This is a genomic window from Mucilaginibacter sp. P4_D1 (assembly GCF_056401935.1).
The window spans coordinates 14,316-38,936 of sequence record NZ_JBFUIJ010000046.1; the positions used below are offsets into that span (position 1 = coordinate 14,316).

At 42.0% G+C, this 24,621-nt stretch carries 21 protein-coding genes and 1 pseudogene; 17 read left to right on the plus strand and 5 right to left on the minus strand.

Annotation, left to right across the window (positions count from 1 at the left end):
* Positions 1–4: 4 nt before the first annotated feature.
* The 3 genes from AC1DV1_RS26100 (at position 5) to AC1DV1_RS26110 (ending at position 2,364) form a co-directional block, all read left to right on the plus strand.
* Entirely contained in the window at positions 5–970 is a 966-nt protein-coding gene (locus tag AC1DV1_RS26100; protein ID WP_477365845.1) for a glycosyltransferase family 9 protein, read from the plus strand.
* Between the two features lie 145 nt (positions 971–1,115).
* The gene (locus AC1DV1_RS26105; RefSeq protein ID WP_477365847.1) at positions 1,116–1,805 is read left to right on the plus strand and encodes a porin family protein; all 690 of its coding nucleotides are present in this window, start codon (positions 1,116–1,118) and stop codon (positions 1,803–1,805) included.
* 82 nt (positions 1,806–1,887) lie between these two features.
* Positions 1,888–2,364: a SixA phosphatase family protein gene (locus tag AC1DV1_RS26110; protein ID WP_477365849.1), complete on the plus strand. Its 477-nt coding sequence runs from the start codon at positions 1,888–1,890 to the stop codon at positions 2,362–2,364.
* 31 nt (positions 2,365–2,395) lie between these two features.
* Here the strand turns inward: AC1DV1_RS26110 and AC1DV1_RS26115 are convergent, their stop codons facing one another.
* Both AC1DV1_RS26115 and dprA read right to left on the minus strand, forming a co-directional pair.
* On the minus strand, positions 2,396–2,761 hold the full coding sequence (locus AC1DV1_RS26115; protein ID WP_477365852.1) for a DUF2200 domain-containing protein: 366 nt from the start codon (positions 2,759–2,761) through the stop codon (positions 2,396–2,398).
* A 169-nt stretch (positions 2,762–2,930) separates the two neighbouring features.
* Complete coding sequence (gene dprA / locus AC1DV1_RS26120; protein WP_477365855.1) at positions 2,931–4,028, minus strand: DNA-processing protein DprA; 1,098 nt, start codon at positions 4,026–4,028, stop codon at positions 2,931–2,933.
* A gap of 362 nt (positions 4,029–4,390) precedes the next feature.
* Here dprA and AC1DV1_RS26125 point away from each other — a divergent pair, with 362 nt between their 5' ends.
* The 4 genes from AC1DV1_RS26125 (at position 4,391) to AC1DV1_RS26140 (ending at position 8,896) form a co-directional block, all read left to right on the plus strand.
* Positions 4,391–4,771: a BlaI/MecI/CopY family transcriptional regulator gene (locus AC1DV1_RS26125; protein WP_477365857.1), complete on the plus strand. Its 381-nt coding sequence runs from the start codon at positions 4,391–4,393 to the stop codon at positions 4,769–4,771.
* Entirely contained in the window at positions 4,768–6,663 is a 1,896-nt protein-coding gene (locus AC1DV1_RS26130) for a M56 family metallopeptidase (RefSeq protein WP_477365860.1), read from the plus strand. Before AC1DV1_RS26125 ends, AC1DV1_RS26130 begins: the two co-directional genes overlap by 4 nt.
* Before the next feature lie 7 nt (positions 6,664–6,670).
* The gene (locus AC1DV1_RS26135; RefSeq protein WP_477365862.1) at positions 6,671–8,344 is read left to right on the plus strand and encodes a M56 family metallopeptidase; all 1,674 of its coding nucleotides are present in this window, start codon (positions 6,671–6,673) and stop codon (positions 8,342–8,344) included.
* A 309-nt stretch (positions 8,345–8,653) separates the two neighbouring features.
* A complete protein-coding gene (locus AC1DV1_RS26140; protein ID WP_477365866.1) occupies positions 8,654–8,896 on the plus strand; it encodes a hypothetical protein in 243 nt (80 codons plus the stop codon).
* Positions 8,897–9,115: 219 nt separating this feature from the next.
* Here AC1DV1_RS26140 and rsmG read toward each other — a convergent pair whose 3' ends face one another.
* From rsmG to AC1DV1_RS26155, 3 genes are read right to left on the minus strand one after another with little or no spacing between them, the layout of a single operon-like run.
* Positions 9,116–9,748 carry a 16S rRNA (guanine(527)-N(7))-methyltransferase RsmG gene (rsmG, locus tag AC1DV1_RS26145; RefSeq protein WP_477365869.1) on the minus strand — a complete coding sequence of 211 codons (633 nt, stop codon included), beginning with the start codon at positions 9,746–9,748 and terminating at the stop codon, positions 9,116–9,118.
* Complete coding sequence (locus AC1DV1_RS26150) at positions 9,738–10,343, minus strand: RNA polymerase sigma factor (RefSeq protein ID WP_295713138.1); 606 nt, start codon at positions 10,341–10,343, stop codon at positions 9,738–9,740. Before AC1DV1_RS26150 ends, rsmG begins: the two co-directional genes overlap by 11 nt.
* Positions 10,334–11,452: a glycosyltransferase gene (locus tag AC1DV1_RS26155; protein WP_477365872.1), complete on the minus strand. Its 1,119-nt coding sequence runs from the start codon at positions 11,450–11,452 to the stop codon at positions 10,334–10,336. The genes AC1DV1_RS26150 and AC1DV1_RS26155 overlap by 10 nt, the downstream gene beginning before the upstream one ends.
* A 243-nt stretch (positions 11,453–11,695) precedes the next feature.
* On the opposite strand from AC1DV1_RS26155, the pseudogene AC1DV1_RS26160 reads away from it, so the two are divergent.
* From AC1DV1_RS26160 to AC1DV1_RS26205, 10 genes and pseudogenes are all read left to right on the plus strand, one after another.
* Positions 11,696–12,567 (plus strand): annotated as a pseudogene (locus AC1DV1_RS26160) (Rpn family recombination-promoting nuclease/putative transposase).
* A 930-nt stretch (positions 12,568–13,497) separates the two neighbouring features.
* Positions 13,498–14,661, plus strand: a complete 1,164-nt coding sequence (locus AC1DV1_RS26165; protein WP_477365875.1) for an alpha-xenorhabdolysin family binary toxin subunit A — start codon at positions 13,498–13,500, stop codon at positions 14,659–14,661.
* Between the two features lie 88 nt (positions 14,662–14,749).
* On the plus strand, positions 14,750–17,110 hold the full coding sequence (locus AC1DV1_RS26170; RefSeq protein ID WP_477365878.1) for a hypothetical protein: 2,361 nt from the start codon (positions 14,750–14,752) through the stop codon (positions 17,108–17,110).
* 4 nt (positions 17,111–17,114) lie between these two features.
* Positions 17,115–17,804 carry a hypothetical protein gene (locus AC1DV1_RS26175; RefSeq protein ID WP_477365881.1) on the plus strand — a complete coding sequence of 230 codons (690 nt, stop codon included), beginning with the start codon at positions 17,115–17,117 and terminating at the stop codon, positions 17,802–17,804.
* Positions 17,805–17,907: 103 nt separating this feature from the next.
* Positions 17,908–18,630 carry a hypothetical protein gene (locus AC1DV1_RS26180; protein WP_477365884.1) on the plus strand — a complete coding sequence of 241 codons (723 nt, stop codon included), beginning with the start codon at positions 17,908–17,910 and terminating at the stop codon, positions 18,628–18,630.
* A gap of 331 nt (positions 18,631–18,961) precedes the next feature.
* Entirely contained in the window at positions 18,962–19,849 is an 888-nt protein-coding gene (locus tag AC1DV1_RS26185) for an Rpn family recombination-promoting nuclease/putative transposase (RefSeq protein ID WP_477365887.1), read from the plus strand.
* A 190-nt stretch (positions 19,850–20,039) separates the two neighbouring features.
* On the plus strand, positions 20,040–20,243 hold the full coding sequence (locus AC1DV1_RS26190; RefSeq protein WP_477365890.1) for a hypothetical protein: 204 nt from the start codon (positions 20,040–20,042) through the stop codon (positions 20,241–20,243).
* A 238-nt stretch (positions 20,244–20,481) separates the two neighbouring features.
* On the plus strand, positions 20,482–21,612 hold the full coding sequence (gene tgt / locus AC1DV1_RS26195) for a tRNA guanosine(34) transglycosylase Tgt (RefSeq protein WP_477365893.1): 1,131 nt from the start codon (positions 20,482–20,484) through the stop codon (positions 21,610–21,612).
* Between the two features lie 83 nt (positions 21,613–21,695).
* The gene (locus tag AC1DV1_RS26200; protein WP_477365896.1) at positions 21,696–22,799 is read left to right on the plus strand and encodes an LptF/LptG family permease; all 1,104 of its coding nucleotides are present in this window, start codon (positions 21,696–21,698) and stop codon (positions 22,797–22,799) included.
* Positions 22,800–22,862: 63 nt separating this feature from the next.
* Positions 22,863–23,765, plus strand: coding sequence for a DMT family transporter (locus AC1DV1_RS26205; protein ID WP_477365899.1), 903 nt, complete (start codon positions 22,863–22,865; stop codon positions 23,763–23,765).
* Positions 23,766–24,621 lie beyond the last annotated feature (856 nt).

Genomic DNA, 24,621 nt, shown 5'->3' on the forward strand with positions numbered 1-24,621 from the left:
CAACATGAAGATACTGGTAATCCGCTTTAGTTCGATGGGTGATGTTATATATACAACACCCGTTGTACGTTGTATTAAAAAGCAGGTGCCCGATGCCGAAGTGCATTTTTTAACCAAAACAGGGTTTAAGTATATTTATGACAATAACCCTTATGTTGATAAATTACTGCTGCTAAAGCCTTCCCTTTCAGATACCATCAGCGAGATTAAGGCCGAAAAGTACGATCACATTGTAGATTTACACAACAACCTGCGCACCGCCATTATTAAACTGCGCACGGGTATAAAAGCCACCACCTACAAAAAGCAACCTATAAGGAAATGGCTCAGCTTAAAGTTTAAACTAAAGCTAATCGCCCCTACCCACCTGGTTGACAGGTACCTGGAAGCCGCAAAGCCCCTGGGCGTTACCAACGACGGAAAGCCTATTGACTACTACATAAAAGCCGAGCATCAGCTAAGCAAAATACTCCCTCCATCTCATCAAAACGGCTATATCGCCTTTGTAATAGGTGCCACGCATTTCACCAAGCGGATGCCTAATGAAAAAATAATCAGTATTTGCAGTCGGCTTAAATTGCCGGTTGTGCTATTGGGCGGTAACGATGTTAAAGCCAATGGCGATATTATCGCCACAGCCATTGATACTCATATTTATAATGCCTGCGGGCTCACCTCGCTGGATGAATCGGTTTACCTGGTATCCAAGGCCGAAACCATCATAGGTTTTGATACCGGCCTTACCCACATTGCCGAAGCTTTTAACAAACCTATTGTATCTGTTTGGGGCGGCACCGTGCCCGAGCTACTGGGCGTGCAACCCTATATGGTTAAAGATGTGCTGGTTGCCGGCATCCGGCTCGATTGCCGCCCATGCTCAAAATTCGGGTTAGAGAAATGTCCGCTGGGGCATTTTAAATGCATGAATGATATGCCTGAGGATAACATTATCAGTTTTGTAAACAGATAAATTTTATTATCGGCTTCTGTAATTTCTGCGGGCTTCGTATTTTGATGGATTGAATGAAAATACGGCAGAAAAGCAACCACCTACCCCGCTTTTTTATTTGGTATTATTTATACATTTGTTTTAACCTGTAAACCATTGCCGCTACATGAAGAAAACCTTCCTTGCCCTGTTTTTATCTTGCTCGTCATTAGTCGCCTGTGCGCAGCTGCCATCAATCGRCATAAAGGGAGGCGTAAATTTTGCTACCATGAGCTCATCCGGTACTCCGGCAAATATGGTTGCAGGCTCTGATATTTACGCCCGGTCAAAAGCGGTTACATCTTTTAATGCCGGTGTTTTTGTGGATGTTAAACTTGGTCATTTTTCGTTACAGCCAGCTGTCAACTTTACCGGCAAAGGTGGTAAATTTGATGGCCCCACCGGTCAGCTTCCAAATGGTTCTGTAAGCCAGGTTGGTACAAAGTATAATTTATATTATGTGCAGGTGCCCGTTAATATAGTTTACCATGTACCTTTTGTGGTAGGCGAATTTTATATTGGCGCGGGCCCTTTTGTGGGTATGGGGGTTTACGGGCGCAAAAATCTATCGGCAGATAACAATAATAATGGAGTACATACAGCCATTTCCAGCAGCAATAAAATCACCTTTGGCGATAATGGCGATATCCGATCTGACGAGTATGGCGCCGGTGCCATCGCGGGCATCAAATTGAAAGGAGGGCTGCTCTTCAACCTCAATTACGACCTGGGCCTTTCAAACGTGGCACCAGACCAGGCTGGCAACAAATTCAAAAACCATGTTTTCGGTATCTCAATTGGTTTCGTTTTTTTATAATTTTCCGCAGCCAAACGTCAAACAAAAAACAACCTTAATACTTTAATAAATAAAAGTAGAAATCCAGTAAATTCGTTTTGTGATGAAAAAATTGTTGCTTATCCGCCATGCAAAAGCCACACATGAAAGTGGCTATGTTGATTTTGAACGACCATTAAAGCAAGTGGGTAAGGAGGATGCCGTACTCATGGCATCGATATTAAAAGGGCAATCCATTATACCGCAAATAATAGTGACCAGCCCGGCGCTCCGTACGCAAACCACAGCTGATATTTTTACAGCGCAAATGCAGCTACCCAATGCCGGTGCCGATAAAAGAATTTACGAAGCTAACGAATACACCTGGGTAAAAGTGATTAACGGCCTGCCCAATGAGTATGATTTTATTGCTGTTGTAGGTCATAACCCCGGCATCAGCCAGGTATTATATTACCTTACCGGCCAATACCGCGATTTGCCAACCTGTGCCGTAGCACTCATCACTTTTGATAACGACACCTGGGAATCCATCAGCGGCGAAGACGGCCATTTAACTTTTTTTGATTCGCCGAAGGGATGATCCGAGTGTATATTCGGTGGAAGTGAGAGCCTTAAGGGTTCCGGAATATCTTCTCCATCTTCCTTCCGTTCGCTAACTCATCCACCAGCTTATCTAAATATCTAACTTGCTGCGTCAAAGGATTCTCGATTTCCTCCACACGATACCCGCAGATTATTCCGGTAATGAGGTGTGCATTTGGATTTAGCGAAGCCACCTGAAAGAAGGCTTCAAAAGTCGCTTTTTTTTCAATCAGGTCTTTTAGTTTGTCGTTATTAAAGCCAGTTAGCCAAGCTATAACCTGATCTAATTCTTCCTTTGTTCTACCTTTCTTCTCCACCTTTGCCAAATACAAAGGGTAAACCGAGGCAAAGGTCATTTTTGCAATACGCTCATTGTGTATATCGATCTTGTTCATATCTTATATCAAGCGACTTATCTTCTTTATACCAAAAATATCCATAAACTTTTTTCTATTCGCCGAAATGATGAAGAAGTTTTACGTTTGAACGTTATAAGTTGTACGTTGATTTGTACTATAAATAAAAAACGTATAACGTATAACGTCCCACGTATAACCTAAACGCTCAATTCACCCTATAAGTCTTCCCCGGTAAACTGCGGATATAGCCCTGCATTTCCATGTTGAGCAGGTTCATGGCCAGCGAGCTCATGGGCATATTGGCCTTTATGGTAAGTTCGTCAATAGCCAACGGGGCTTTATGTTGTTGTAAAATATCAAATATCAGGCTCTCGTCTTTGGTTAAATCCAGCGGCAGCATAAACTGTTCGGTGGGTTTCAGATTTTCGTCTTTTTCCCAGCCAAGGCTAAAGGCCAGGTCGGCCACGCAGGTAAGCAGTGCGGCTTTATTGTTGCGGATCAAAAAGTTACACCCTTCGGAGTACACATCATCCAGCCTCCCGGGGAATGCAAAAACATCCCGGTTATAGGAGTTGGCAATTTCGGCGGTTATAAGTGCACCGCCCTTAAGGCCTGCCTCAATTACTACTGTGGCATCGGCCATGCCGGCAACAATCCGGTTTCGCTGCGGGAAGTTCTCCCTGTCGGGAATGGTGCCAGACGGGTATTCGGTAAGCAAGCCACCGTTCTCCAACATTTTATCGGCAGTTGCACGGTTTTGGCTGGGGTACATCCTATCGAGGCCGTGGCCCAACACTCCTACCGTTGGTACATTCAACCGCAGGCACTCTTTATGGGCAGCCACATCAATGCCGAGGGCAAGACCACTGGCTATCAAAACGTTGTATTGCTGTAATTCCTCTATCAGTTGCCTGCATAATTGTTTGCCATAATCTGTAGCGTTGCGGGTGCCAACTATACTGATCACTTTGGGCATGTTAAGTTCCATTTTACCCTTACTATATAATAGTATAGGCGAATCGCCACAATTTTTTAACCGTTTTGGATACCGGGCATCGGTATAAAATATCAGTTCGATGCCTTGTTTAGCGGCAAATTCCAGTTCCTTTTCGGCCAGGCGCAAAGCTTCATCAAAATCCCATTGGCTTGCCCGTTTTTCGCCAATACCGGGTATGGTAGCCATTTTTGAGGGCGATGTTTTAAAAACCTGATCGGCGCTGCCTAAATAAGCCATCAATGATTTAGCCGCAACAGGGCCTAAGTTTTTAACAAATGATAAAGCGGCGCCGTGCAATGTGGTCATTTATATGTGCAGATTAAGTACAGATGTGCAAATTTCAAATGTGCAGATATGCAAATTAAAACCCGCTATCGATACCACGAATATACAAATCCTAAAAATATTAGCAAATATTAATTTCAGATGTGCAGATTTCAGATTCCAAATGTGCAGATGTTGTCTGAACCTGAATTCACCGAATTAGTCGAATTTTCAGAATTTCAAAATTCGACTAATTCAATTAATTCTAAAAATTCAGGTTCAGACATCTGCACATCCGCTAATTCATTTTCAAATCTTCAAATTAAAAAATAAAAAAACTATAAAAATAGTTTGCAAACTATAAAAATAGTTATACCTTTATCTAACTATAAAAATAGTTTACTATGAATGTTAAAGAACTAACCAAAGCCGAGGAACAGATTATGCAGATTCTGTGGCAGTTAAAGGAAGCTATTGTAAAAGATATCATTGAGCAAATGCCCGATCCTAAGCCAGCTTACAATACCGTATCAACCGTGGTGCGTGTACTGGAAGGCAAAGGTTTTATCGACCATAAGGCCTATGGCAACTCGCACGTTTACTTCCCGCTTATCAGCGATGACCAGTATAAWAAGTTCACGTTTGATAAGATGATGAAAAACTATTTCAGCAATTCGTACCAAAGCCTGGTATCGTTTATTGTAGACGAAAAGAAGATCAGCGTAAAAGAACTGGACGAATTAACCTCACTGATTGATAACCTTAAAAGCAAAAAACAATCATGAACTGGCTACACTACCTACTGGAAGCAAACATATACCTGGCCGTTTTTTACGCCTTTTATTGCCTGTTTTTAAATAAAGAAACTCATTATACCCTTAACCGGGTATACTTGTTGCTAAGCTGCACTATGGCATTTATTTTACCATTGATACAGGTAAGCGCACTTAAACCCGCTGCCGAAAGTGCACAACAAACCTATATAACTATTGCCGCTAACAGCCACAATAACACGGCACCGGCCCTGGTAAGCTACCGGCCACCGGTAAGCCATTTTACCATTCAGGATGCCATTTTGTACCTGTATATAATAGGTATGGCCGTGATGGCCGTGATGCTGCTTATCAAAATTGGTAAGCTCATTAAAATGACCACCAGGGGTAACACCATACTGAATGATAAATACAAGTTGGTAGGTATCGAAAGTTCAAACACTGCTTTTTCATTTTTCAATTACTTGTTTATCGGCACAAAAATAAACGGCAGCGATACCATCATCCGGCACGAGCTGGTACATATCAAACAAAAACACTCGGCCGATATTATTTTCCTGGAAATCCTGAGGATCATCAACTGGTTTAACCCCATCATTTATTTGGTGCAGATAAGCCTTAAAACCGTTCACGAATATATTGCCGACGAGCAAACCGCCGCACATGAAACCGATGCCATCACCTACTCGTCGTTTTTGGTTGATAATGCTTATGGCATAAACGGCTCATCCATTACACATTCATTTTTCAATTATAATCTACTAAAAAAGAGAATCATTATGTTAAACCAAAAACGTTCGGGGAACTTAGCAATGCTAAAATACCTGGTGGCTGTGCCTATTTGCGCAGGGATGCTTTGTGCATCAACCCTTGCCTTCAGCAAAAATTACGCGCTGATTGACCTTGCGCCCGGGCACCATCAACCAGCTTTACCCACCCTGGCAGATAGTATACCCAAGGTAAAATTGCAACAAAACGACACGCGCCTGCAGCCTCCGCCTCCACCGATAGTTGTTAAGGATACTTACGTCGACCTTTTCAATTATCTGAATAAAACCATAGTTTATCCTAATGAGGCGTTAAAAAGCGGCAAAGCCGGATTGGTTGGTGTAAGCTTTAATGTTAAGGCCAATCATAAAATTACAGATATCAAAATCACCAAAAACGGCCCTGCCGAATTTAACAATGAAGTTTTACAGGCCCTGAACGCATATAATGGCGTGGTTAACGAAACAGCAGGCTCACATAAAATGATAGTTTATTTTTGCACCGACTATTACAAGTTTGTAAAAACGCCCGTTGCCGCAGAGCTAACAGCACCTGGGTACGATTTTAATATGATGGTTTTTGGGGCCAACAAATATCCTGTAATGGCACCATATAAAGCAGATAAAAAAGCTGCAAATCTGCCTGCTGCCCCGGTTGAAATTAAAGATGCCACCAAACTCCCCCCTCCACCGCCGCCTGCACCACCGGTTAGTATGCAGACCGATACATCAATCCGCACAACAACCGATGTTTTTTGCAAATATGTAGCCAGGAACGTCCGATATCCTGCTATCGACCGCGATAAGAAAATCGGCGGCAGGGTAATTGCAGCCTTTGATGTGGTTGATGGCAAAATCACCGATCCTGAAATTGTACGGGGTGTAGAACCCGTGATGGACGGGGAGCTTTTACGTGCTATTAAAGCATATGACGGTACACTTGATTTAAAAAACGGGCATTATTCAATCCCTACGTTATTTCAGGTGGTTGATTATAAAGGCAGCAATCAGGTGGTGGTTTCCCATTTACCAGAAGCGAATACCGCTGATAAACCTATCAAACAATCCGCGGGCTTTTCAACTGCGGTTAGTTTAAATGAAGTTGTGATAGTTGCTTATCCTTCACAAACTAAATAAAAGCACTATGAACTGGCTGCATTATCTCCTGGAGGCAAATATTTACCTGGCTGTATTTTATGGCGGCTACTGCCTGTTCCTGAAAAAGGAGACCCATTATACACTTAACCGGATATACTTGTTGCTAAGTTGTGTGCTGTCGTTCGTACTGCCTGTTATGCAGGTAGGTGCGTTAAAACCAGCAGAAAAGGTTCAGGAAATTACCTGGGTAAGCTCCCCTGCCGATTCGGCCACTGTGCCGCCAGATGCAGCTGATTACATTACCTGGGATAATGCTTTATGGGCTGTTTATATTGTTGGCATATCGGTGTTGGCTTTATTACTGGTTATCAAATTGTTTAAACTGGTAAACCTAACTACATCAGGTAAAAGGCTTGTTGATAATAAGTACAAGCTGATAGATATTGAAGATACAGATACAGCCTTTTCGTTTTTTAATTACCTCTTTATCGGCACAAAGACCAGCGCCAGCGACATTATTATCAGGCACGAGCTGGTACACATCCGCCAAAAACACTCGTTTGATATTATTTTTATCGAGGTTATTAAAATCGTAAACTGGTTTAATCCCATCATTTACCTGTTGCAAATAAGCCTTAAAACCGTACACGAGTATATTGCCGATGAGCAAACCGCAGCGCATGAAACAGATGCACTGGCCTACTCGTCGTTCCTGGTCAACAATGCTTACGGGCTCAATGGCTCGTCAATCACGCATTCATTTTTCAATTATAATTTGTTAAAAAAGAGGATCATTATGTTAAACCAACAACGTTCGGGCAATTTAGCAAGGCTAAAATACCTGGTGGCCGTACCCATATGTGCGGGGATGCTTTGCGCATCAACATTGGCGTTCAGTAAAAATTATGCTTTTATTGACCTGGCGCCAAAAACCGCAAAGCCAACCCTTACAGCGCCTAAAACAGCCACAGCCGATACATCTAACCGCAAGATGAGAACAAGGGCCACTACATCAAAAGGCTATGCTTATGATGAAACCGGTTACCTTATTAATAACAAAACCGATTTCAGGGTAATCATTACCGATAAAAACGGCGATCAAAAGGAGTTTTACAAAAGCAAGGCAAAACCAACAGAACTGGCCATGCTGAAGGAAAAATACGGTTATTCGTTTCCTAAAATGATGATCTACCCTAAACTTCCGCCACCGCCGCCCATGCCACCCGGCGCGCAGCCAGACATGGACAGAATGCCACCGCCGCCACCACCTGCACCACCAAAACATGGGGCTAAACACCTGCGCATGCCGCCCCCGCCGCCGCCCACCCCACCGGCTGGAGGAGCAGATGTAAACAGGACGCCACCTCCTCCCCCGCCTGCGCCTCCGGTTGTGTCACGAGATATCAACAAAATGCCGCCGCCACCACCGGTGCCTCCGGTTGGATCAGGAGATATAAACAGAATGCCGCCGCCGCCGCCAGTACCGCCTGTTTACTCAAAAGATACAGTTGGAATGCCTGTAGCGCCTCAGCCCGGCACACAGCCACTATCACCAAAACCTGCTAAAACTTTGAAGTTGAAACCGGTATCAACAAGCCTGAGCCCTAAAGTTACAGGGTTAAAGTTTGCTAAATTGAAGTTAAAACCAATGTCGGTAATCTTCTATCCGAAACCAACTCCAGCTGTGTCCCCCGCTGAGGCCACACCGGAGGCAAATTAGCCATCAGGAAACAAACTAATTACCCTCGAACCCAATAGGTCAAAAATTGCTGAACGGTAAAACCCGCTTCGGCATTTTTCTGTGTAAAGCACTTCTACTTTTTAGCAATCCCCCGCTGTATGATTTCCTGATTACAGAATAGCTAAAACCAACAATCAACTCCAGCGTATCCCTGCCTTTTACATCTGCTTAAATAATAATTAAATAAAGTATACACTTACCATTTAAACTTATTAAATTTGATATACTACTCAGTTGATATACAGTGCCTAAAATACCGATTGGGTATATCATTTAAATTTAATCATCATGAAAAAGTTTGGAATTATTGTAGCCATTTTGGGTATTGCGCTGTTTATTACCAGCAACTTTTTTTACAAAAAAACATCAAATGCTGTTGATAGCGGCGGCAGTAAAGAAATTGTTACCGGCCCCAATGGCAGCTGGACATTTAAACTACCAGTGTTTGCCGGCGGTGCGCTGTTTGTAATTGGTTTAATATTCTTCGCCGCATCGCGAACTGATAACCAACACCACGATCACTTGATTTAAAGTAGAACCAAGAGTTAAGAGTCAGGAATTAAGACTTTTAAACAAGTCGGCAAGCTCTTCGCCCACAGCTCGATTTTTGACTTTTAACTTCCAACTTAAGTATACGTTTCCCGCACCGGTAGAAGCACAGGCCGCGCTTTGCAGTAACGATCACTTGAGAGGTTAACGTAACAGCCACGCTAACCAGAAATTTTTACTTTTGAATTTTTACTTTTGACTTTAAAATTTCCCCTTCACATAAATCACCTGTTTAGTTTCAAAAAACTCTTGGGTAAAATAATCTTTAAGGTAATATTGCTGCACTTTAAGGCCCGATTCTTTGATCTCCTGGTCAAGGTCGCCGCCTTTTAAATACAGGATGCCGTTAGGCAGTTTATTGCCCGATTGCTTTTTAAATTTGCTACGTACCCAAGGGTAAAAATCTTTTAATTGCGTTACCGCGCGCGATACTACAAAGTCAAAATTCTCGTCAATTTCTTCGGCACGTGCATGGGTAGCCTTCACATTGGTAAGGCCCAATGCTTTGGCAACTTCCTGCACAACTTTTATTTTTTTGCCGATAGAATCAACCAAATGGAAAGAAGTTTGGGGGAATAATATAGCCAGCGGAATGCCCGGAAAACCACCGCCAGTGCCTACGTCAAGCACACTTTCGCCGGGCAAAAAAGGCATTACTTTGGCAATACCCATGGAGTGTAAAACATGTCGTTCAAACAGCAAATCAATATCCTTGCGGGATATCACGTTGATCTGGCTGTTCCAGGTGTTATATAATTCGGGCAGCTGCTCAACCTGGGCACGTTGCTGCGCTGTTAGTTCGGGAAAATATTTAAAAACGATATCAGATGTCATCCCTGTTAAAACGGTTGATGATGTTGCCAAGCAGGTACCTGGCCCTAAACAATTGCGCCTTTACCGTACCTAATGGCAAATCAAGCTGTTGTGCTATTTCTTCATAGGATAGCTCATCAAAATAACGCAGGGTAATGAGGTTACGGTAGCGCGGCGGCAGGCTTTCTATCAGCAATTTCAGTTCCTGGGTTTGCTGCTTTTTAATGGACGTTTCTTCCGGGTTTAATACATCGGCTTTAATTTGCAACGGCTTTTCGTCGCCATCCTCATCCGTCATGCCGTGGATAGATTGGGTATTGAGTTTCTTTTTACGGATAAAATCAATACAATTATTAGTTGCTACCCTAAAAAGCCAGGTGCTGAAAGCATAATCGGGCTGGTATTTTTCCAGCTTTTCAAATGCTTTGGCAAAGGTCTCTACGGTAAGGTCCATGGCGTCCTCTTTATTGTTCACCATTTTAAGTACCATAAAATAAATGGAATCCTTATAACGGTGCATCAGGTCGGCATACGCCTTTTGATCGCCCGTACGGGCCCTCACTACCAGGTGAAAATCATTCTTGGCGTTTTCGGTAAAATTTGCGTTTATTTCCATTGGGTGGTTTTTAAAAGTAGCCCAACTAATCCAAATCCAATTAAATACATATAATATATGATATCAAAAAATGGTAAATACCAAATCAGATCTTTGCCATCCAGCTTCTTGAAAACCTTATTATAGATTAATAATTGGATAATCAGTCTAAAAAGCAACAAACCTAATGCCAACAGAGGTTCGAATTTACAAACCAGGCATAATATAAGCAGCATATAAAACAAAAAGCCGCTAACGCCATCAAAAATAAGCATTTTACGGTGTCTTCTCTTATATAATTTACCTACGCCTGCATGCCTTTTTTTTTGCCTATACCATGAGGATAGCGTTGATTTTGCCGCAGTGTACATAAATGTATCCGGGTGTATTTCAATAGCGGTATTATGGGGCGTGGCGTGCTGGTTTACAAATAAATCGTCATCGCCGGATAGTACATGCATGTGCGACGCAAAGCCCTTTTCGCTAAAAAACAAAGTTTTGGTATAGGCCAGGTTGCGCCCAACACCCATATAAGCATCGCCGTTTAATGCACATGACRGGTAGTTTGTGGCCGCCTTTACCGACTCGTACCTGGTAAACCAATTTAAAAAACTCCTGGTTTTATAAAAGGGAGAGTAGCCTAAAACTATTTGAGCCCCGCCGCCAAAATTGGCTACCATGCGGGTTATCCAATTTACAGATACGGGTTTACAATCGGCATCGGTAAATAACAAATATTCGTTTTTTGAGGCCTTTATGCCCAGTGTAAGCGCGAACTTTTTGCCGGTTTTAAAGCGGTCATGCTCGGTAATGGTAACTACTTTAAGGTTGGGGTACCGGCGCTGCATATCCTCCAAAACCTCGTCAGATGCATCGTATGAGCAATCGTTTATTACCACAACTTCAAAATCGGGATAGTTTTGTTCCAGTATCGACGGCAGGTTTTCCTGCAGGTTTTGCGCCTCGTTACGGGCAGCAATAATTACCGAAACCGGTATTAACACCGTTGGCAACTCCTCATGGGGTTTGTAACCGGCAAGGCTAATATGGCTACTTACCAGGTAGTACAGCTGAACAATAAAACAGAGCTGAAAAAGTAGAAAAAGTACTATTTGTATATAAGTTTCCAATGAGCCAAAAATAATCAGGCAAAGTTGTTAAAATTACACGAATTACAAGGGCTTAATCGGGTTAAATTTGGTATCGGCACCCGATCGAACAAGCGGTAGTTTTCCACACTGTTTGGCTTAAAGGGATTTATGTTGATAAGTTGCCCCCGATAGCGTCATAGGGCTTTTATATCGCTTACTTTTGCCCGGCGCGGGCTATTTCCATCGTGGGTGTAGATAAGGAATAAACCTTTATATTTGACTATGCCAAACAATAAACCGCCTGTTACGGGTAAATACATCGACCTTTTAGTTGATTTCGCTTTTAAAAAAATATTCGGCAGTGAACCTAATAAAGACTGCTGACCGCTTTTTTAAATGAAGTATTCAGGGGGCGGAAGCATATTGTTGACCTGGTTTACAATAAAAACGAACACCCCGGCGATTTAAAAGACGAAGGATCGGCTATATTCGATCTGCTTTGCACGGGAGATAACGGTGAACGTTTTATAATTGAGGTGCAACGGGCAAAACAAGGGTATTTTAAAGAAAGGGCTTTATTTTATACTTCCCGACTCATCAGCGACCAGGCACCAAAAGGCAAACGAAACGCCTGGGGTTACAACATAGCCGAAGTATATTTAATAGCTTTGTTAGAAGATTTTACACTGCAAGATAGTCCGGAAAATAGCTACCTGCATGACATTTGCCTGTGCAACAGGGATACCGGTGAAATTTTTTACGATAAACTAGGTTATACGTACATAGAATTAGGTAAATTTGTAAAAGAGGATATCGATTTAGACACCGATTTGGATAGATGGCTTTACGTATTAAAAAACATGAGCCGGATGGAAAAAATTCCGGTTTATCTTCGGAAGCCCATATTTGAGAAATTGTTCAGTATTGCAGAATATACAAACCTGACAAAGGAGGAAAAAACAATGTATGATAGCAGCTTAAAATACAAATGGGATAATAAGAATGTGGTAGATTATGCCCGGCAGGAAGGTATTGAAAAAGGCGAGTATAAAAAGGCCCTGGATATTGCACGCGAAATGAAAAAGGATGGTCTGCCGCTTGCCCAAATCTCAAAGTTTACTAAACTTTCTGTTGAAGAAATAGAAAAGCTTTAGGCAAGCATCGGTCATCCTTTTTTAGATTATAAAAGGCAGAGCGTCTGTGAAACCCATATATTTTGAGAAACCCATAAAAGCCTGAAGAAACTTACTTAAATTACTTGTAAGCTATTGCAAATTAATTAATTAGCCAAAGATATAAGTATTTCTCTAAGATCCCGGGTGGGGATTGACACGTCTGCCCTTGCTTCACCTATTCCAGAAAATGTACTGGTTACCTTACCGATAGTTAAAAAGCTAAGAGTCCCACCAGCATCATTATCAAATTGCTGTCCTAAAAGACCTTCTCAACTTCAGGTAAAACATCCTAAATTAGCGTATTGATTACTCCAACTTAACATAATAAAATGCCATCTATTTTTTAGTTTCCATCTGCATAAATAATTCTTTTTTTATCGCCGACCCCTCTTCTTTGAAAAGGGCCTGGATAAGGCTTTTTTTTGCTGTTGCCCCCCACTCAAAATGCTAATTAAATTAACGGCACAAAATCCCCCTCAAAGATTGCACATAACATCGTGTAAAAAATGCCATTTATAAACAGAGCTTCTGTAAATCGGATAAAAGGATACGAGCTCTATCAGCTATCTTAATAAATCGCCCCAAAATGGCTGCCTCCCTATTGATGAGATCCCCCCTGAAATTTTCCCTTTAAGTACCCATTAAATATTCAGAAATACCGCCAGGTTCTATACTTTTTTGTAGCTAAAAATCCCCACACATAAAAGCTGTTTCGACCCTGCTTTCCTTTTATCAATTGCCTGAACTTGCGTAACGAAACGACTCCCGATATCGATGTTATAAACAAATAATTTAAAGGGTCCGGGCATTGCACGGTCTGTCAAGGTATGTTTTTAGCAACCGGTATCTGCTAACGTTTTAAACACAACAATTAACACCATCAATAAACCAAATTTAACTTACAATTTTATGTCAACAACAATCGATCTTACTCCGCGCGACCTGGCTAAAGGCACCACTTTCGCGCTATCATCCAATGAGTGGCTATCAATACAGGTATTTGTTACCGGTGCCATGCTATTGCCAACAACCACAGCGCTTTTGCAAAAAACGCTACCTGCCGTTCCGTCGGGCGGGATTGAACAGTTTCAACCCCTTGTTGACGGGTACAAAAATCTATATGATATTTGCCAAACTTTTGATTCCGTTACCAAACCCGACAGCGTAAAGTGCGCTTCAGATCTGATTGCTTACAATGTTTCAGTCCCGATATTTTACAGGGCTATTTTGGGGTTGCTGTTAAAAATTGAGGCCGACCCCACTGATACCGTATCAATTGATCACCTGAAACAAACGCTGCACGTAATGATCAACAAAGCGCAGGCTTTTTCAACCCATGCTACCAATGTTGCGGCAGCCATGCAAAAATTCTCTTTAGATACATCAGTTAATGAAGCTGCTGTCGGCACTTTGTTTAAAACTTATAGCGACAAGATATCAGGAACAAGCGGAACGATTAAAACAATGCAAGATCGGTTGGCCCAGGATAAGGCCGATCTATCTGACGCGGAAGACGAATACAAGCATGATATCATTGTAGCAGCCACATCAGCAAGCTACGCCTGGATTTGGCCATGTGGCTCAATCGCGGCAGGAATTGTGGCCGGAATTTATGGTAAAAAAGCAACCGATGCAAAAGCAAGGATAGACGCGCTTAGCGATCTGGTGAACAACCTTGAGGCTAAGATTGCTGCCGACGCCACACTTGTGCTTGATTTAACCCGCATTAATGCCGATATCACCGGCATTACTAAAAAAATAGATGGCGCTCTTCCGGCCATTCAGAAAATTCAAGGTATGTGGAGCGCGCTAAAGGATGACCTTTCCAGCATCCTGACCACTATTAGTGGCGAAATTGTAGATATGCCATCATTTATTGCAGGGCTAGGAATTGAGGAGGCTATTGTATTATGGCAAAAAGTAGCCGATGAGGCTGATAATTATCGCATTAACGCTTATATTACTGTTGTACCCAACCCAACTGTGGCTTTCTATGCTGCAAAGGATCTTAAAAGGTTGCTGACCCGCAAAAACAGGGTGAGCATACACCAGTCAGAGGATGCAGTAGCATAAAAAAACAGGATATTTTTATAAACACAGGCCAGATGAAACATCTGGCCTGTAAATGTTAACCTATATTTTACTTTTCAATTCCTTCAAAATGGCAATTTCAGTAAATGACAAAAAAGACTGGGCCGATTATTATAAAAACGCCCAGGCATTAAATAAAATACCTTGCACAACTGCTACCATCCCCTTTAACGGTCAGCTTATTTTTCGTGATCTGGTTGTGGATATGGACGAAGTACTGGCAACCGCCGATAAGCACAAATCGGTTATTGTATACATCATTGCAGATATTGTAAAGATGCCGGCTGCAAATATCCAGCTTTTTAACCGCGGTATATTTATCATCAGCCGCAGGCTGGTTTGCAATTCATCCTCCGTTGTTACCATGGATTTCAGCTCAAACAATGCAGCAACTTTTATGCTGTTTGCAACAGAAATTAGCGGCGAACTAAAAATAAACACCCTGGGCCCAAAGGCCGATGAAAACAAGAATTTTGCCCTCACCGATTTTCCGGGCTTAGGCATTCATGTTAAACACGCGAATTATAAAACCCAAATTGTCGACCTATACTCAAAAGACCTTAAACTCATTACAGATAATCCGGCACATCCACTGCCTGGTACCGAGTTGCAGCTCACCCTATCCTCTCTTTACCAGTTTAGTACGCGCCTGATAGATGCTGAACCAGGTGCTGCAAGGGCTATACTTGCGTGGGTTAAGGCTGCTTCTCAAAATAATATTCCCCTTGCCGATCTTTACTATCAAAGTTCGGCGCTGCTGGGCGAGCTTACCCTTGAAGCAAGTAATTTAAATTTTGTGCCGCTGCTTAGCGCCGATATTTACGAAACACTTGCCGGGGCCTATCTGGCATCTGTTGCCAATTATGAAACCCAGTACAACCTGGTAACCCAGGATGCGGTAAGTAAAGCCGATCAGATCAGGGCCGGGAATCAAATGCTTACTTATTTTAGCAATACAGATACATTTACCGACAGTTTAATAAAACAAGCCGTATCTAACCTTGATGCAGTAAAAAACGCTTATGACCAGGCACAAGCCAACATGACATCGGCAAATTTAGCCAGTATGCGGGCTGCTGCCGACTTTCAGGCAGGCATCGCGATATGGAAGCAGGACCAAACATTAAAAGCTGCTTTTGATATCTGTATGGCTGTTGGCACTTTTGCTGCATCTATAGGGGCAATGTGTGTTGGCGATGTAGCCGCTGCAGGCGCCACTGCAGGTGCGGTGGCCGAGGCAGGAAAAGCCGCCGCCGCCGCGGCAGATTCGGCAAAAACCGTATCAAAATTTGCAACAGCTATTGGTAACCTGTCCAAAGCCATGTCAAAACTCGAAAACATAGCCAAGATGCTGCAGAACACCTTTAAATTCATGAATGATTTAAGAGAAGTTGCAAAAAAAATGGATTATACCAAAGCGGTTACCGACTTTGAGATACCTGATGCTGCTGACATTTCAAGCCAGGCCGAGTGGGATATTTTTCGGCTACAGGTAGATGATATGATGAGGGGCGCCGAAGATGCAAGCATTGCCGGCGCTGCAGAATACCGCCAGCAACTGGATATCCTTTCTATATACGGAAAGGCGCAATCAGCCGCTCAGGCAGCCATGGTACAGGTTACCCAGGAATTGGCCAGGCTATACATGCAAAAAAAGGTAAGCGCAAATATGATAGAATCATATAAAAATTACCTTAAAGCGCTTGAAGGTGATATCGCGACAGATAAAAATACCCTGCATAACGTTTATGTTTTGCAGATGAATATGAAAACCTATATGTACCTGGCCATCAGGAATTATACCCGGGCTTATAAATACTGGGCCTTACAGGACTCCTCGGTTACCCCATCAATTTTAAAAACAGCTGCTGTACTTACAACAGATGTGGCCAATATGAAAAAAGACCGTGCTGAAGCCCTGGAGAAATTTAAGCCGAAGCCGTCGGATTTTAAAGCATCAGAAGAAGGTTATAGTGTACATATAACAAACGACGATGCAATTGCGGCATTTATAAAAGATGGTCAAATTACCATAGCTGTTGGAATGGATACCGAAGTATTTGAGAACATGCACCGGGTTAGGTTAAATAAAGTACAGGCATGGCTACATGGCATTAAGGCAACTAAGATGATTACGGTAACCATTTGCAGTTCTGGCATATATGCCGACCGGTTTAATAACGAGAAATTCAGTTTTAGCAGCACCCCTGCAGAGCTGACATTTGCCTACCATGAAGAGAATGGCGAAATTTTCATCGATACCCCTGGAGCCATCAGTAAGGAATTACAAGCAGCCTACTTTCAACCCACCCCCTTTACAGAATGGACTATCTCGGTAAATAAAAAGATGCCCCGGAGCCAGGTGAACAAAATAACGCTGTCATTCGCCGGAACTTCAATACATACTAAATCCGCGAAAAGAATCGCATAAAGACATGGCAATTACAGAACGATCACTAACGGCGTTTAATATGGGGGCGCTGTTTACCATACCCAAAACGGATATGGATGCCATTAAAGCACGTGTAAAAACCTGCAAACAGGGCGCGGCTATTAAGGATACCATTACGCAGCACCTTCCTCATTTTCCGGATGCGCTTGCTGCCGCCTACCTGTGGGACACTGACATTGCCCCGCAAATGAAGACTCAGTGTAATTTGCTGATGGCATATGCAACAAAAGCCAAAGCTGATTTTTCGGCGCTGAATATTGCGGTGCAGCAATTAGTTACCAGTGAGCAGGATATGACACCCGCGGTACAGCAACAGGCGGCAACAGCGGTAGCTGCTTTATATGAATCAACCAAGGCCCTTTCTGCTTCTTTTATCAATATTGTGAATCAGGTTTTTACCTTCAACAAGGCCAACAATAACCTTGATAGTGATATTGCCGGTACAGAATTTGGTTTTATGAAAGAAATAACCGCAAGCATAGCCGTGCTTGACCATGCCACCGGAAGTATCCGGGGGGCATGGTCGGCACTTGCCGATGACCTGGAAGCCATTGCAAAAACAAGCCAGGTTGATTTTTCAATTCCTTTTATAGCGGGCCTAAGCCTCTCTGTGGCAATAACAGCATGGGATCAGCTTCAAACAGAGTGTGATGCATTTTTGAAGTCGCAATAAACGGGCACGGTATTTTGAAAAGGCCGCATGCGGCTGATAACGAAACAATTTTATTTATTACAAGCACATTTTACTTTCATAAACCAATTTAACCTAAAAAACCATGCCCCCTATTAACTACGCTAACCCCATGCAGGGAAAACTATTTTCGCTGGCACAAGACAAAGGGAGTGTAAGCGGCGCTTTTCAGGATGTTGTTATCATTTACCCAATGCCTAAGCCTGGTTATCCACCAATCCCGCCTCCGGCACCCATAGATCTCGGGATAGATAGAATTACAGATATTATGAGTAATAATATAATTGACCATTGTATACAATGGTCATTCATCAGCCTCACTGATAACAAATTTATGCTCACCTGCAATAGCCCGCGAACAAGAAAAACCCATGTAATGACCTGTAGCGAGTACCCCAATATTTGCAAAACAGTTAAAGTAAATAATTTTGACCTTCCTGCTAATACAGAAAATGTAAACCGGGATAACCAGTTCACTTTAACCTATGTTGAACAGAGCCCCTGTTTCTTTTATTTAAAAAATGCTGATAATTTGTACCTGGCCACAACCACAGAATCTGTACAGATATGGGGACTAACCATCGGGATATTAACTTTTTTTACCGAAGAACAAAAAAACAACCCGGCTATCAATGCTAATTGCGTTTGGTTCATCGATACCGTCGTCGACAAGCTCCGCAAGGTAGCCGACGATATTGTATTAGTTGACGAGGGCGATATTAAACGGCCTGTTTCATTTGCCGATATCTCAAAAAAAGTGAACAAAACCATTGATATAGCTTATCTTAATAAGTTGATGGGAAGATGAGTTGACATAGATCTGCCGGGTGGGTATCCGGCCAAAGCGCTGCTATATACCGCACTTTTTTGATCCCTTCAATCAATCGTCCCGGTTGTCATCGATTGGACGGGAGGGCGGAATGGGCAGGGGAAATCTTCGGTAATATGCCATGCAACGATGCTTGGTTAACACCCTTCGCATAAGATTTTCGCCACGCTCGAAAGATAGTTTTCCCCTCCTTTCCGCCGAAAACTCTTTTTTAAATTCAGGATAGTTAAGCCAGCCCGATTTTCTTAAAACCGGCGAACTTGTTCAAGCAAATAGATATATTTACTGTTTAGGCCTTAATAACAAACCCATGAATAAACAACCCCGGTATATTGACCCCATGACCGACTTTGCCTTTAAACGGCTTTTCGGCAGCGACCCCAATAAAGACCTGCTCATTGCTTTTTTAAATGAGGTATTCCGTGGGCGAAAACTCATTGCCGATTTGGTTTACAATAAAAATGAGCACCCTGGTGAAACAAAACATGAAGGTGGGGCAATATTCGACCTGCTTTGTACCGGTACCGACGGAGAGCAATTTATTATTGAGGTACAACGCGGCAAGCAAGAAAAGTTTAAACAACGAGCATTGTTTTATACTAGTCGTCTTATTAGCGAACAAGCGCCCAAGGGTAAGCGAAGTGAATGGGCTTACAATATAAGTGGTGTTTATTTAATTGCATTATTGGAAGATTTTGTTTTGGATGATAGCCCCGCTGCTGAGTATCTGCATGATATTTGCCTGTGTAACAGAGATACAGGTAAAATATTTTACGATGAATTAGGCTACACCTATATTGAATTGCGTAACTTTGTAAAATTGGATAGTGAACTGGAAACAGATCTTGACCGATGGCTTTTTGTGCTGAACAATATGAGCAGCATGGACAAGTTACCAGCTTATTTGAGAAAGCCGGTTTTTGAAAAACTATTTAATATAGCAGAATATAGCAACCTGACAAAGGAGGAAAAAATGTTGTACGATAGCAGCTTAAAACAAAAATGGGATAACAAGAATGTGCTTGACTACGCGGTAAAAGAGGCCAGGCAAGAGGCTGAGAAAATTACCCGCGAGCAGGAACGCGGGGCATTTGTTAAAAGTCTTATCCAAAATACTAATTTTGATGACCAGAAAATAGCCTTATTAGCTTCGGTTGAGTTAGCTTTTGTTGAAAACGCCCGTCGAGGTTTAAAGTAATATTAATTTCTAATCTTAACATCTCAATGTGTGATGCTATATAAAGGCATTTATATCATATGAGCATTTACTTCTAACTATCTTATCTGTGCCTGATAAATCGCAAATTACCATTGAATATTTTTCATAAGCGGCAAACATCTAATTTAATTTTCAGGATTTCATCTGKCTATTTGGAAATGAATCATTAATGAAAAAACCGCTCTGTAACGTATTATTACTACTATTTTTTGCAGGCAACAGCTACGGGCAAAGGCAAGACATTATACAGCAAATAAACAAAATTGATACCTATGTTGGCAGTATCGATTATAACTTAGCTTTGTTAAAAACCATATGGTATGTAAACACACTATGCGTAACGGTTATAATGAAGAAACCTACAATGAATTAATTGTCGGTTTTTTGAACAAAATAAACAGTTACGTATATAGATAAAGACCGCCATTCTGCCGGGGCGAATGCGCTATACCCCTACTTAAAGCAATTGAATAATTGATATTTTCGGGCCAACATGTTAGCCCGAGGTGCTATTCCCTTAGCTACCATGCTTCTAAATAAATCTTTTTTAACTCCCTCTCCTTTGGAGAGGGCCGGGGTGAGGCTTTTTTTGCTAATTTTACACCCTCAAAATGAAATTTAAATTAGCAGCACAAGACCCACTTTCAAAGGCCCGCGCCGGTGAAATTACCACCGACCATGGTACTATTGAAACCCCCATATTTATGCCCGTTGGCACAGCCGGCACCGTAAAAGCGGTGCACCAGCGCGAGCTTAAAACGGATATAGAAGCACAAATTATTTTAGGAAACACCTATCATTTATACCTGCGACCAGGACTAAATACCTTGGAAAGCGCCGGCGGCCTGCATAAGTTTAACGGCTGGGACGGCCCCATTTTAACCGATAGCGGCGGTTACCAGGTGTATTCGCTTACCGAAGTACGTAAGATTAAGGAGGAAGGCGTAACCTTCCGTTCGCATATTGATGGGTCAAAACACCTGTTTACACCCGAAAATGTGATGGATATCCAGCGTGTTATTGGTGCCGATATCATCATGGCTTTTGACGAATGCACCCCCTACCCCTGCGAGTATGGCTATGCCCGGCGGTCGATAGAAATGACGCATCGCTGGCTCAAAAGATGCTGCGACAGGTTTGATAGTACGGAGCCAAAATACGGGTACAGCCAAACACTTTTCCCGATTGTACAAGGCTCGGTTTATAAAGATTTAAGGATAAAATCGGCCGAGGTTATCGCTTCATTTGAGCGCGAAGGGAATGCCATAGGCGGCCTTTCGGTAGGCGAACCAGCCGAAGAAATGTACGCGATGACCGAAATTGTATGCAATATTTTGCCCGAACACAAGCCACGTTACCTGATGGGCGTAGGCACTCCCATCAATTTATTAGAAAATATCGCCCTTGGAATTGATATGTTTGACTGCGTTATGCCTACCCGCAATGCCCGAAACGGCATGCTTTTTACCAAAAACGGCATCATAAATATCAAGAATGAGAAATGGAAAAACGACTTTAGCGCGATAGAAGACGATAGCGATTTATTTGCCGATAAGGAATACAGCAAAGCTTATTTACGCCATTTGATCCATTCGGGCGAGATGCTTGGGGCACAAATTGCCACACTGCACAACCTCCATTTTTACCTTTGGCTGGTTAAAGAAGCGCGTAAAAAGATCATTAGCGGCGAATTTTATGGCTGGAAAAACATGATGGTTGGCCGCCTTGGCCAGCGATTATAATTGCAGGTTAATCAAATAATGCACCATAAAAAGCGTTGCTTACATAATATAAACCATGGCTTTAAAAAACATTTAATCTGCCGATGAGGACTTTTATACACCGGTACCTGATGGTTATCGACAGGTTTATTATCAAAAAATACCTGGGCACATTTGTGTTTACGATGGCCATTTTCGCGGCTATTTCGGTAGTGTTCGACATCTCCGAGAAGCTGGATAACTTCACCAGCAGGCATGCGACGCTGCACGATATTGTATTTAAATACTACGCCGGTTTTGTGCCTTTTTACCTGAATTTACTATCGCCGCTGATTAACTTTTTGGCGGTAATTTTCTTTACCGCCAAGATGGCAAACCAAACAGAAATCGTTCCGATACTGAGTGGCAAGGCCAGTTTTAACCGCTTTTTAAGGCCCTATTTTATAGCTGCATCGCTCATATTTGTGGTATCGTTTTTTGCCAATGTGTACCTTATCCCGTATACAAACCACCTCAAAAACGATTTTGAAAACGCCAACGGCATCACCGATAACGACCCCACCAAGAGCGAGGTGCACATGCAAATTGATAAACACACCTATGTTTACCTGGCCAATTATGACCCAACAGTGCACACCGGATACACCTTTATTATGGAGAAATTTAACGGTGATACCCTTCGCGAAAAGCTGATTGCCCAGCAGGTAACCTACGATTCTGTAAAAAGGATCTGGGCTTTAAAAAACTACGACGTTAGATATATTAAAGGGTTAAAGGAACAATTTATCCACAATCCGGGCCAAAAAGATACCGTACTGGACATGCACCCAACCGACTTTATTGTGTACGATAACGTATACGCGGCGATGTCATTAAGCGAACTGAACAAGAATATCGACAAAGAAAAACTACGCCGGCCCGAGGTTTTAAACAACCTTTATTACGAAAAATACCACCGCTTTGTGTACCCATTATCGGCATATGTTTTAACCGTTTTAGGGGTCGCGCTGTCGTCCCGCAAGGTGCGTGGCGGCGTAGGATTACCACTTGGGATTGGGATTTTGTTGTGTTTCACCTACATCATTATTGAGAAATTCTCGATCGTATTTTCGATAAAAGGCGGTGTCCCGCCAATTTTTACGGTGCTAATTCCTAATACATTATTTGGTATATTAKGCTATTACGTGTTGTTAAAAGCACCTAAATAGTGTTAAAAAGTATTGAAAAAGTATTGAAAAAGTATTAAAAAATTGAAATAAATTGTCAAAAAATTGGATAAAAATACCCCAAAAGCGCTCAATAAGAACCTGATTATACTCCATTTTACAGTTTTTATCTGGGGTTTTACCGGTATTTTGGGTCAATTAATCACCATTTCGGCAGTACAATTGGTGTGGTACCGGGTGTTAATAGCCTTTGTTTCGTTGTTTTTATACTTCAAATTCAGCAAAACAGACTTCAAAGTAGAGCGAAAAACCATGCTAAAAATGGTTTTTACGGGCGCTTTGGTGGGCGGCCATTGGATACTTTTCTTCGCTTCTATCAAGCTTTCTACCGTTCCGGTGTCGTTAGTTTGCCTCTCCAGCATCACTTTATTTACCGCCATTTTTGAGCCGCTGATTAACAAAACCAGGATCTCCAAACTGGAAATTATGGCGGGTTTATTAATCATTACTGGCATCGTATTAATTTTCAAATTCGAAACTCAATACACTAAGGGAATAATAGCCGGGCTGGCAAGTGCGGTTTGCGCGGCCCTTTTTTCTATCATCAACTCCCGGTTTGTTAAAAAAAGCGAAGCACCTATCATTGCATTTTATGAACTGACAGGAGCATTTTTTTGGATCTCGGTTTATCTTTTTGCAACCAACGGATACAACCAAAAACTACTTTTAAAGCCGGCAGATATTGGCTACCTGGTACTGCTTGGCACAGTGTGCACRTCCCTTGCTTACGTTGCCGGGGTATCCGTTATGCGCGAACTTTCGGCGTTCCGGGTAGCGCTTATCACCAACCTCGAGCCGGTATATGGTATCATCATGGCGTTTATTTTCTTCGGCGATATGAATAAAATGTCCATCGGTTTCTGGGCAGGATCGGTGCTTATTCTATCTACCATCTTCTTGTACCCGGTTGCTCAGTCGCAAATTGCCAGGCGCAAAAATCGGGGTTAAGCTTTCCATATTCTTCGTGTTGTTCTATTTACCTTAATCGGTTGCCCCAGGTTAGTTTTATATTCTACCCACAATCCTGCGTCAAAAAAGTTGTCGCTCATCCAAGTATTTCCCGCCCCAAAAGTGGCTGAATAGGGGATAAATCCGCATGCCATAAAACGCCATTTTTAAGCCCTGTGAGCGATTGTAATTTTTCGGCACGTTCCTGCCTGTTTAAATCAACGCGCGTCGATTAGCCGCAAAATCCGGTTTTTAGTTAGTGTATTTAAATTTAAAAATGGAAAACTTTATCAGAAGCGCAAAAGGGAGATTTACGCCTAACAATTTCGTTAATAAAAATTAAAAAATGAGTTTTATAATTGATTTTAGTTAATTAAAAATCAATAACTTATATAATTTATCAGAAGTAAAAATTAAACAAAAGAAGACTAAGTCAAATTGCAAAAAACTAAAAAAATTAGTAAGCAAAAACATACACCAATTAATATACATTTACCAATCAATAAATGAGATACTTAATCAACCTTATTTAATTAAAAAGTACAGATTTGAATTTGAGAGATTGCCAAACAACAAAGTGTACTGAATGAAAAAATGAGAATTCTAATTAAATGAGAGCAGACATCTGTTTTGTATACTGGACTGAAAAATGAGCAGGAAAAATTTACTTCTCATCAAAGAAAACAGTGAGTGAATCTGGTTTTAAAAAACCGCGAAATATTAAAGTTAAGGCCGTTCATTGTCATTAACCACGTCGATCAAAATTGGCCGGCCATTGGTAACTGACCGACCACTTCCCCACCAAAAAATCTATCGTTAATAACAAGCATTTTTTTTCGTGACGGAATTTAACTCC

What these genes read in the sequence shown, in the direction of transcription:
- AC1DV1_RS26100 (WP_477365845.1), top strand. Translation starts at nt 5, where the DNA reads ATGAAGATACTGGTAATCCGCTTTAGTTCGATGGGTGATGTTATATAT.
- AC1DV1_RS26110 (WP_477365849.1), top strand. Translation starts at nt 1,888, where the DNA reads ATGAAAAAATTGTTGCTTATCCGCCATGCAAAAGCCACACATGAAAGT.
- AC1DV1_RS26115 (WP_477365852.1), bottom strand. Translation starts at nt 2,761, where the DNA reads ATGAACAAGATCGATATACACAATGAGCGTATTGCAAAAATGACCTTT.
- dprA (WP_477365855.1), bottom strand. Translation starts at nt 4,028, where the DNA reads ATGACCACATTGCACGGCGCCGCTTTATCATTTGTTAAAAACTTAGGC.
- AC1DV1_RS26130 (WP_477365860.1), top strand. Translation starts at nt 4,768, where the DNA reads ATGAACTGGCTACACTACCTACTGGAAGCAAACATATACCTGGCCGTT.
- AC1DV1_RS26135 (WP_477365862.1), top strand. Translation starts at nt 6,671, where the DNA reads ATGAACTGGCTGCATTATCTCCTGGAGGCAAATATTTACCTGGCTGTA.
- AC1DV1_RS26140 (WP_477365866.1), top strand. Translation starts at nt 8,654, where the DNA reads ATGAAAAAGTTTGGAATTATTGTAGCCATTTTGGGTATTGCGCTGTTT.
- rsmG (WP_477365869.1), bottom strand. Translation starts at nt 9,748, where the DNA reads ATGACATCTGATATCGTTTTTAAATATTTTCCCGAACTAACAGCGCAG.
- AC1DV1_RS26150 (WP_295713138.1), bottom strand. Translation starts at nt 10,343, where the DNA reads ATGGAAATAAACGCAAATTTTACCGAAAACGCCAAGAATGATTTTCAC.
- AC1DV1_RS26165 (WP_477365875.1), top strand. Translation starts at nt 13,498, where the DNA reads ATGTCAACAACAATCGATCTTACTCCGCGCGACCTGGCTAAAGGCACC.
- AC1DV1_RS26170 (WP_477365878.1), top strand. Translation starts at nt 14,750, where the DNA reads ATGGCAATTTCAGTAAATGACAAAAAAGACTGGGCCGATTATTATAAA.
- AC1DV1_RS26175 (WP_477365881.1), top strand. Translation starts at nt 17,115, where the DNA reads ATGGCAATTACAGAACGATCACTAACGGCGTTTAATATGGGGGCGCTG.
- AC1DV1_RS26180 (WP_477365884.1), top strand. Translation starts at nt 17,908, where the DNA reads ATGCCCCCTATTAACTACGCTAACCCCATGCAGGGAAAACTATTTTCG.
- AC1DV1_RS26185 (WP_477365887.1), top strand. Translation starts at nt 18,962, where the DNA reads ATGAATAAACAACCCCGGTATATTGACCCCATGACCGACTTTGCCTTT.
- AC1DV1_RS26190 (WP_477365890.1), top strand. Translation starts at nt 20,040, where the DNA reads ATGAAAAAACCGCTCTGTAACGTATTATTACTACTATTTTTTGCAGGC.
- tgt (WP_477365893.1), top strand. Translation starts at nt 20,482, where the DNA reads ATGAAATTTAAATTAGCAGCACAAGACCCACTTTCAAAGGCCCGCGCC.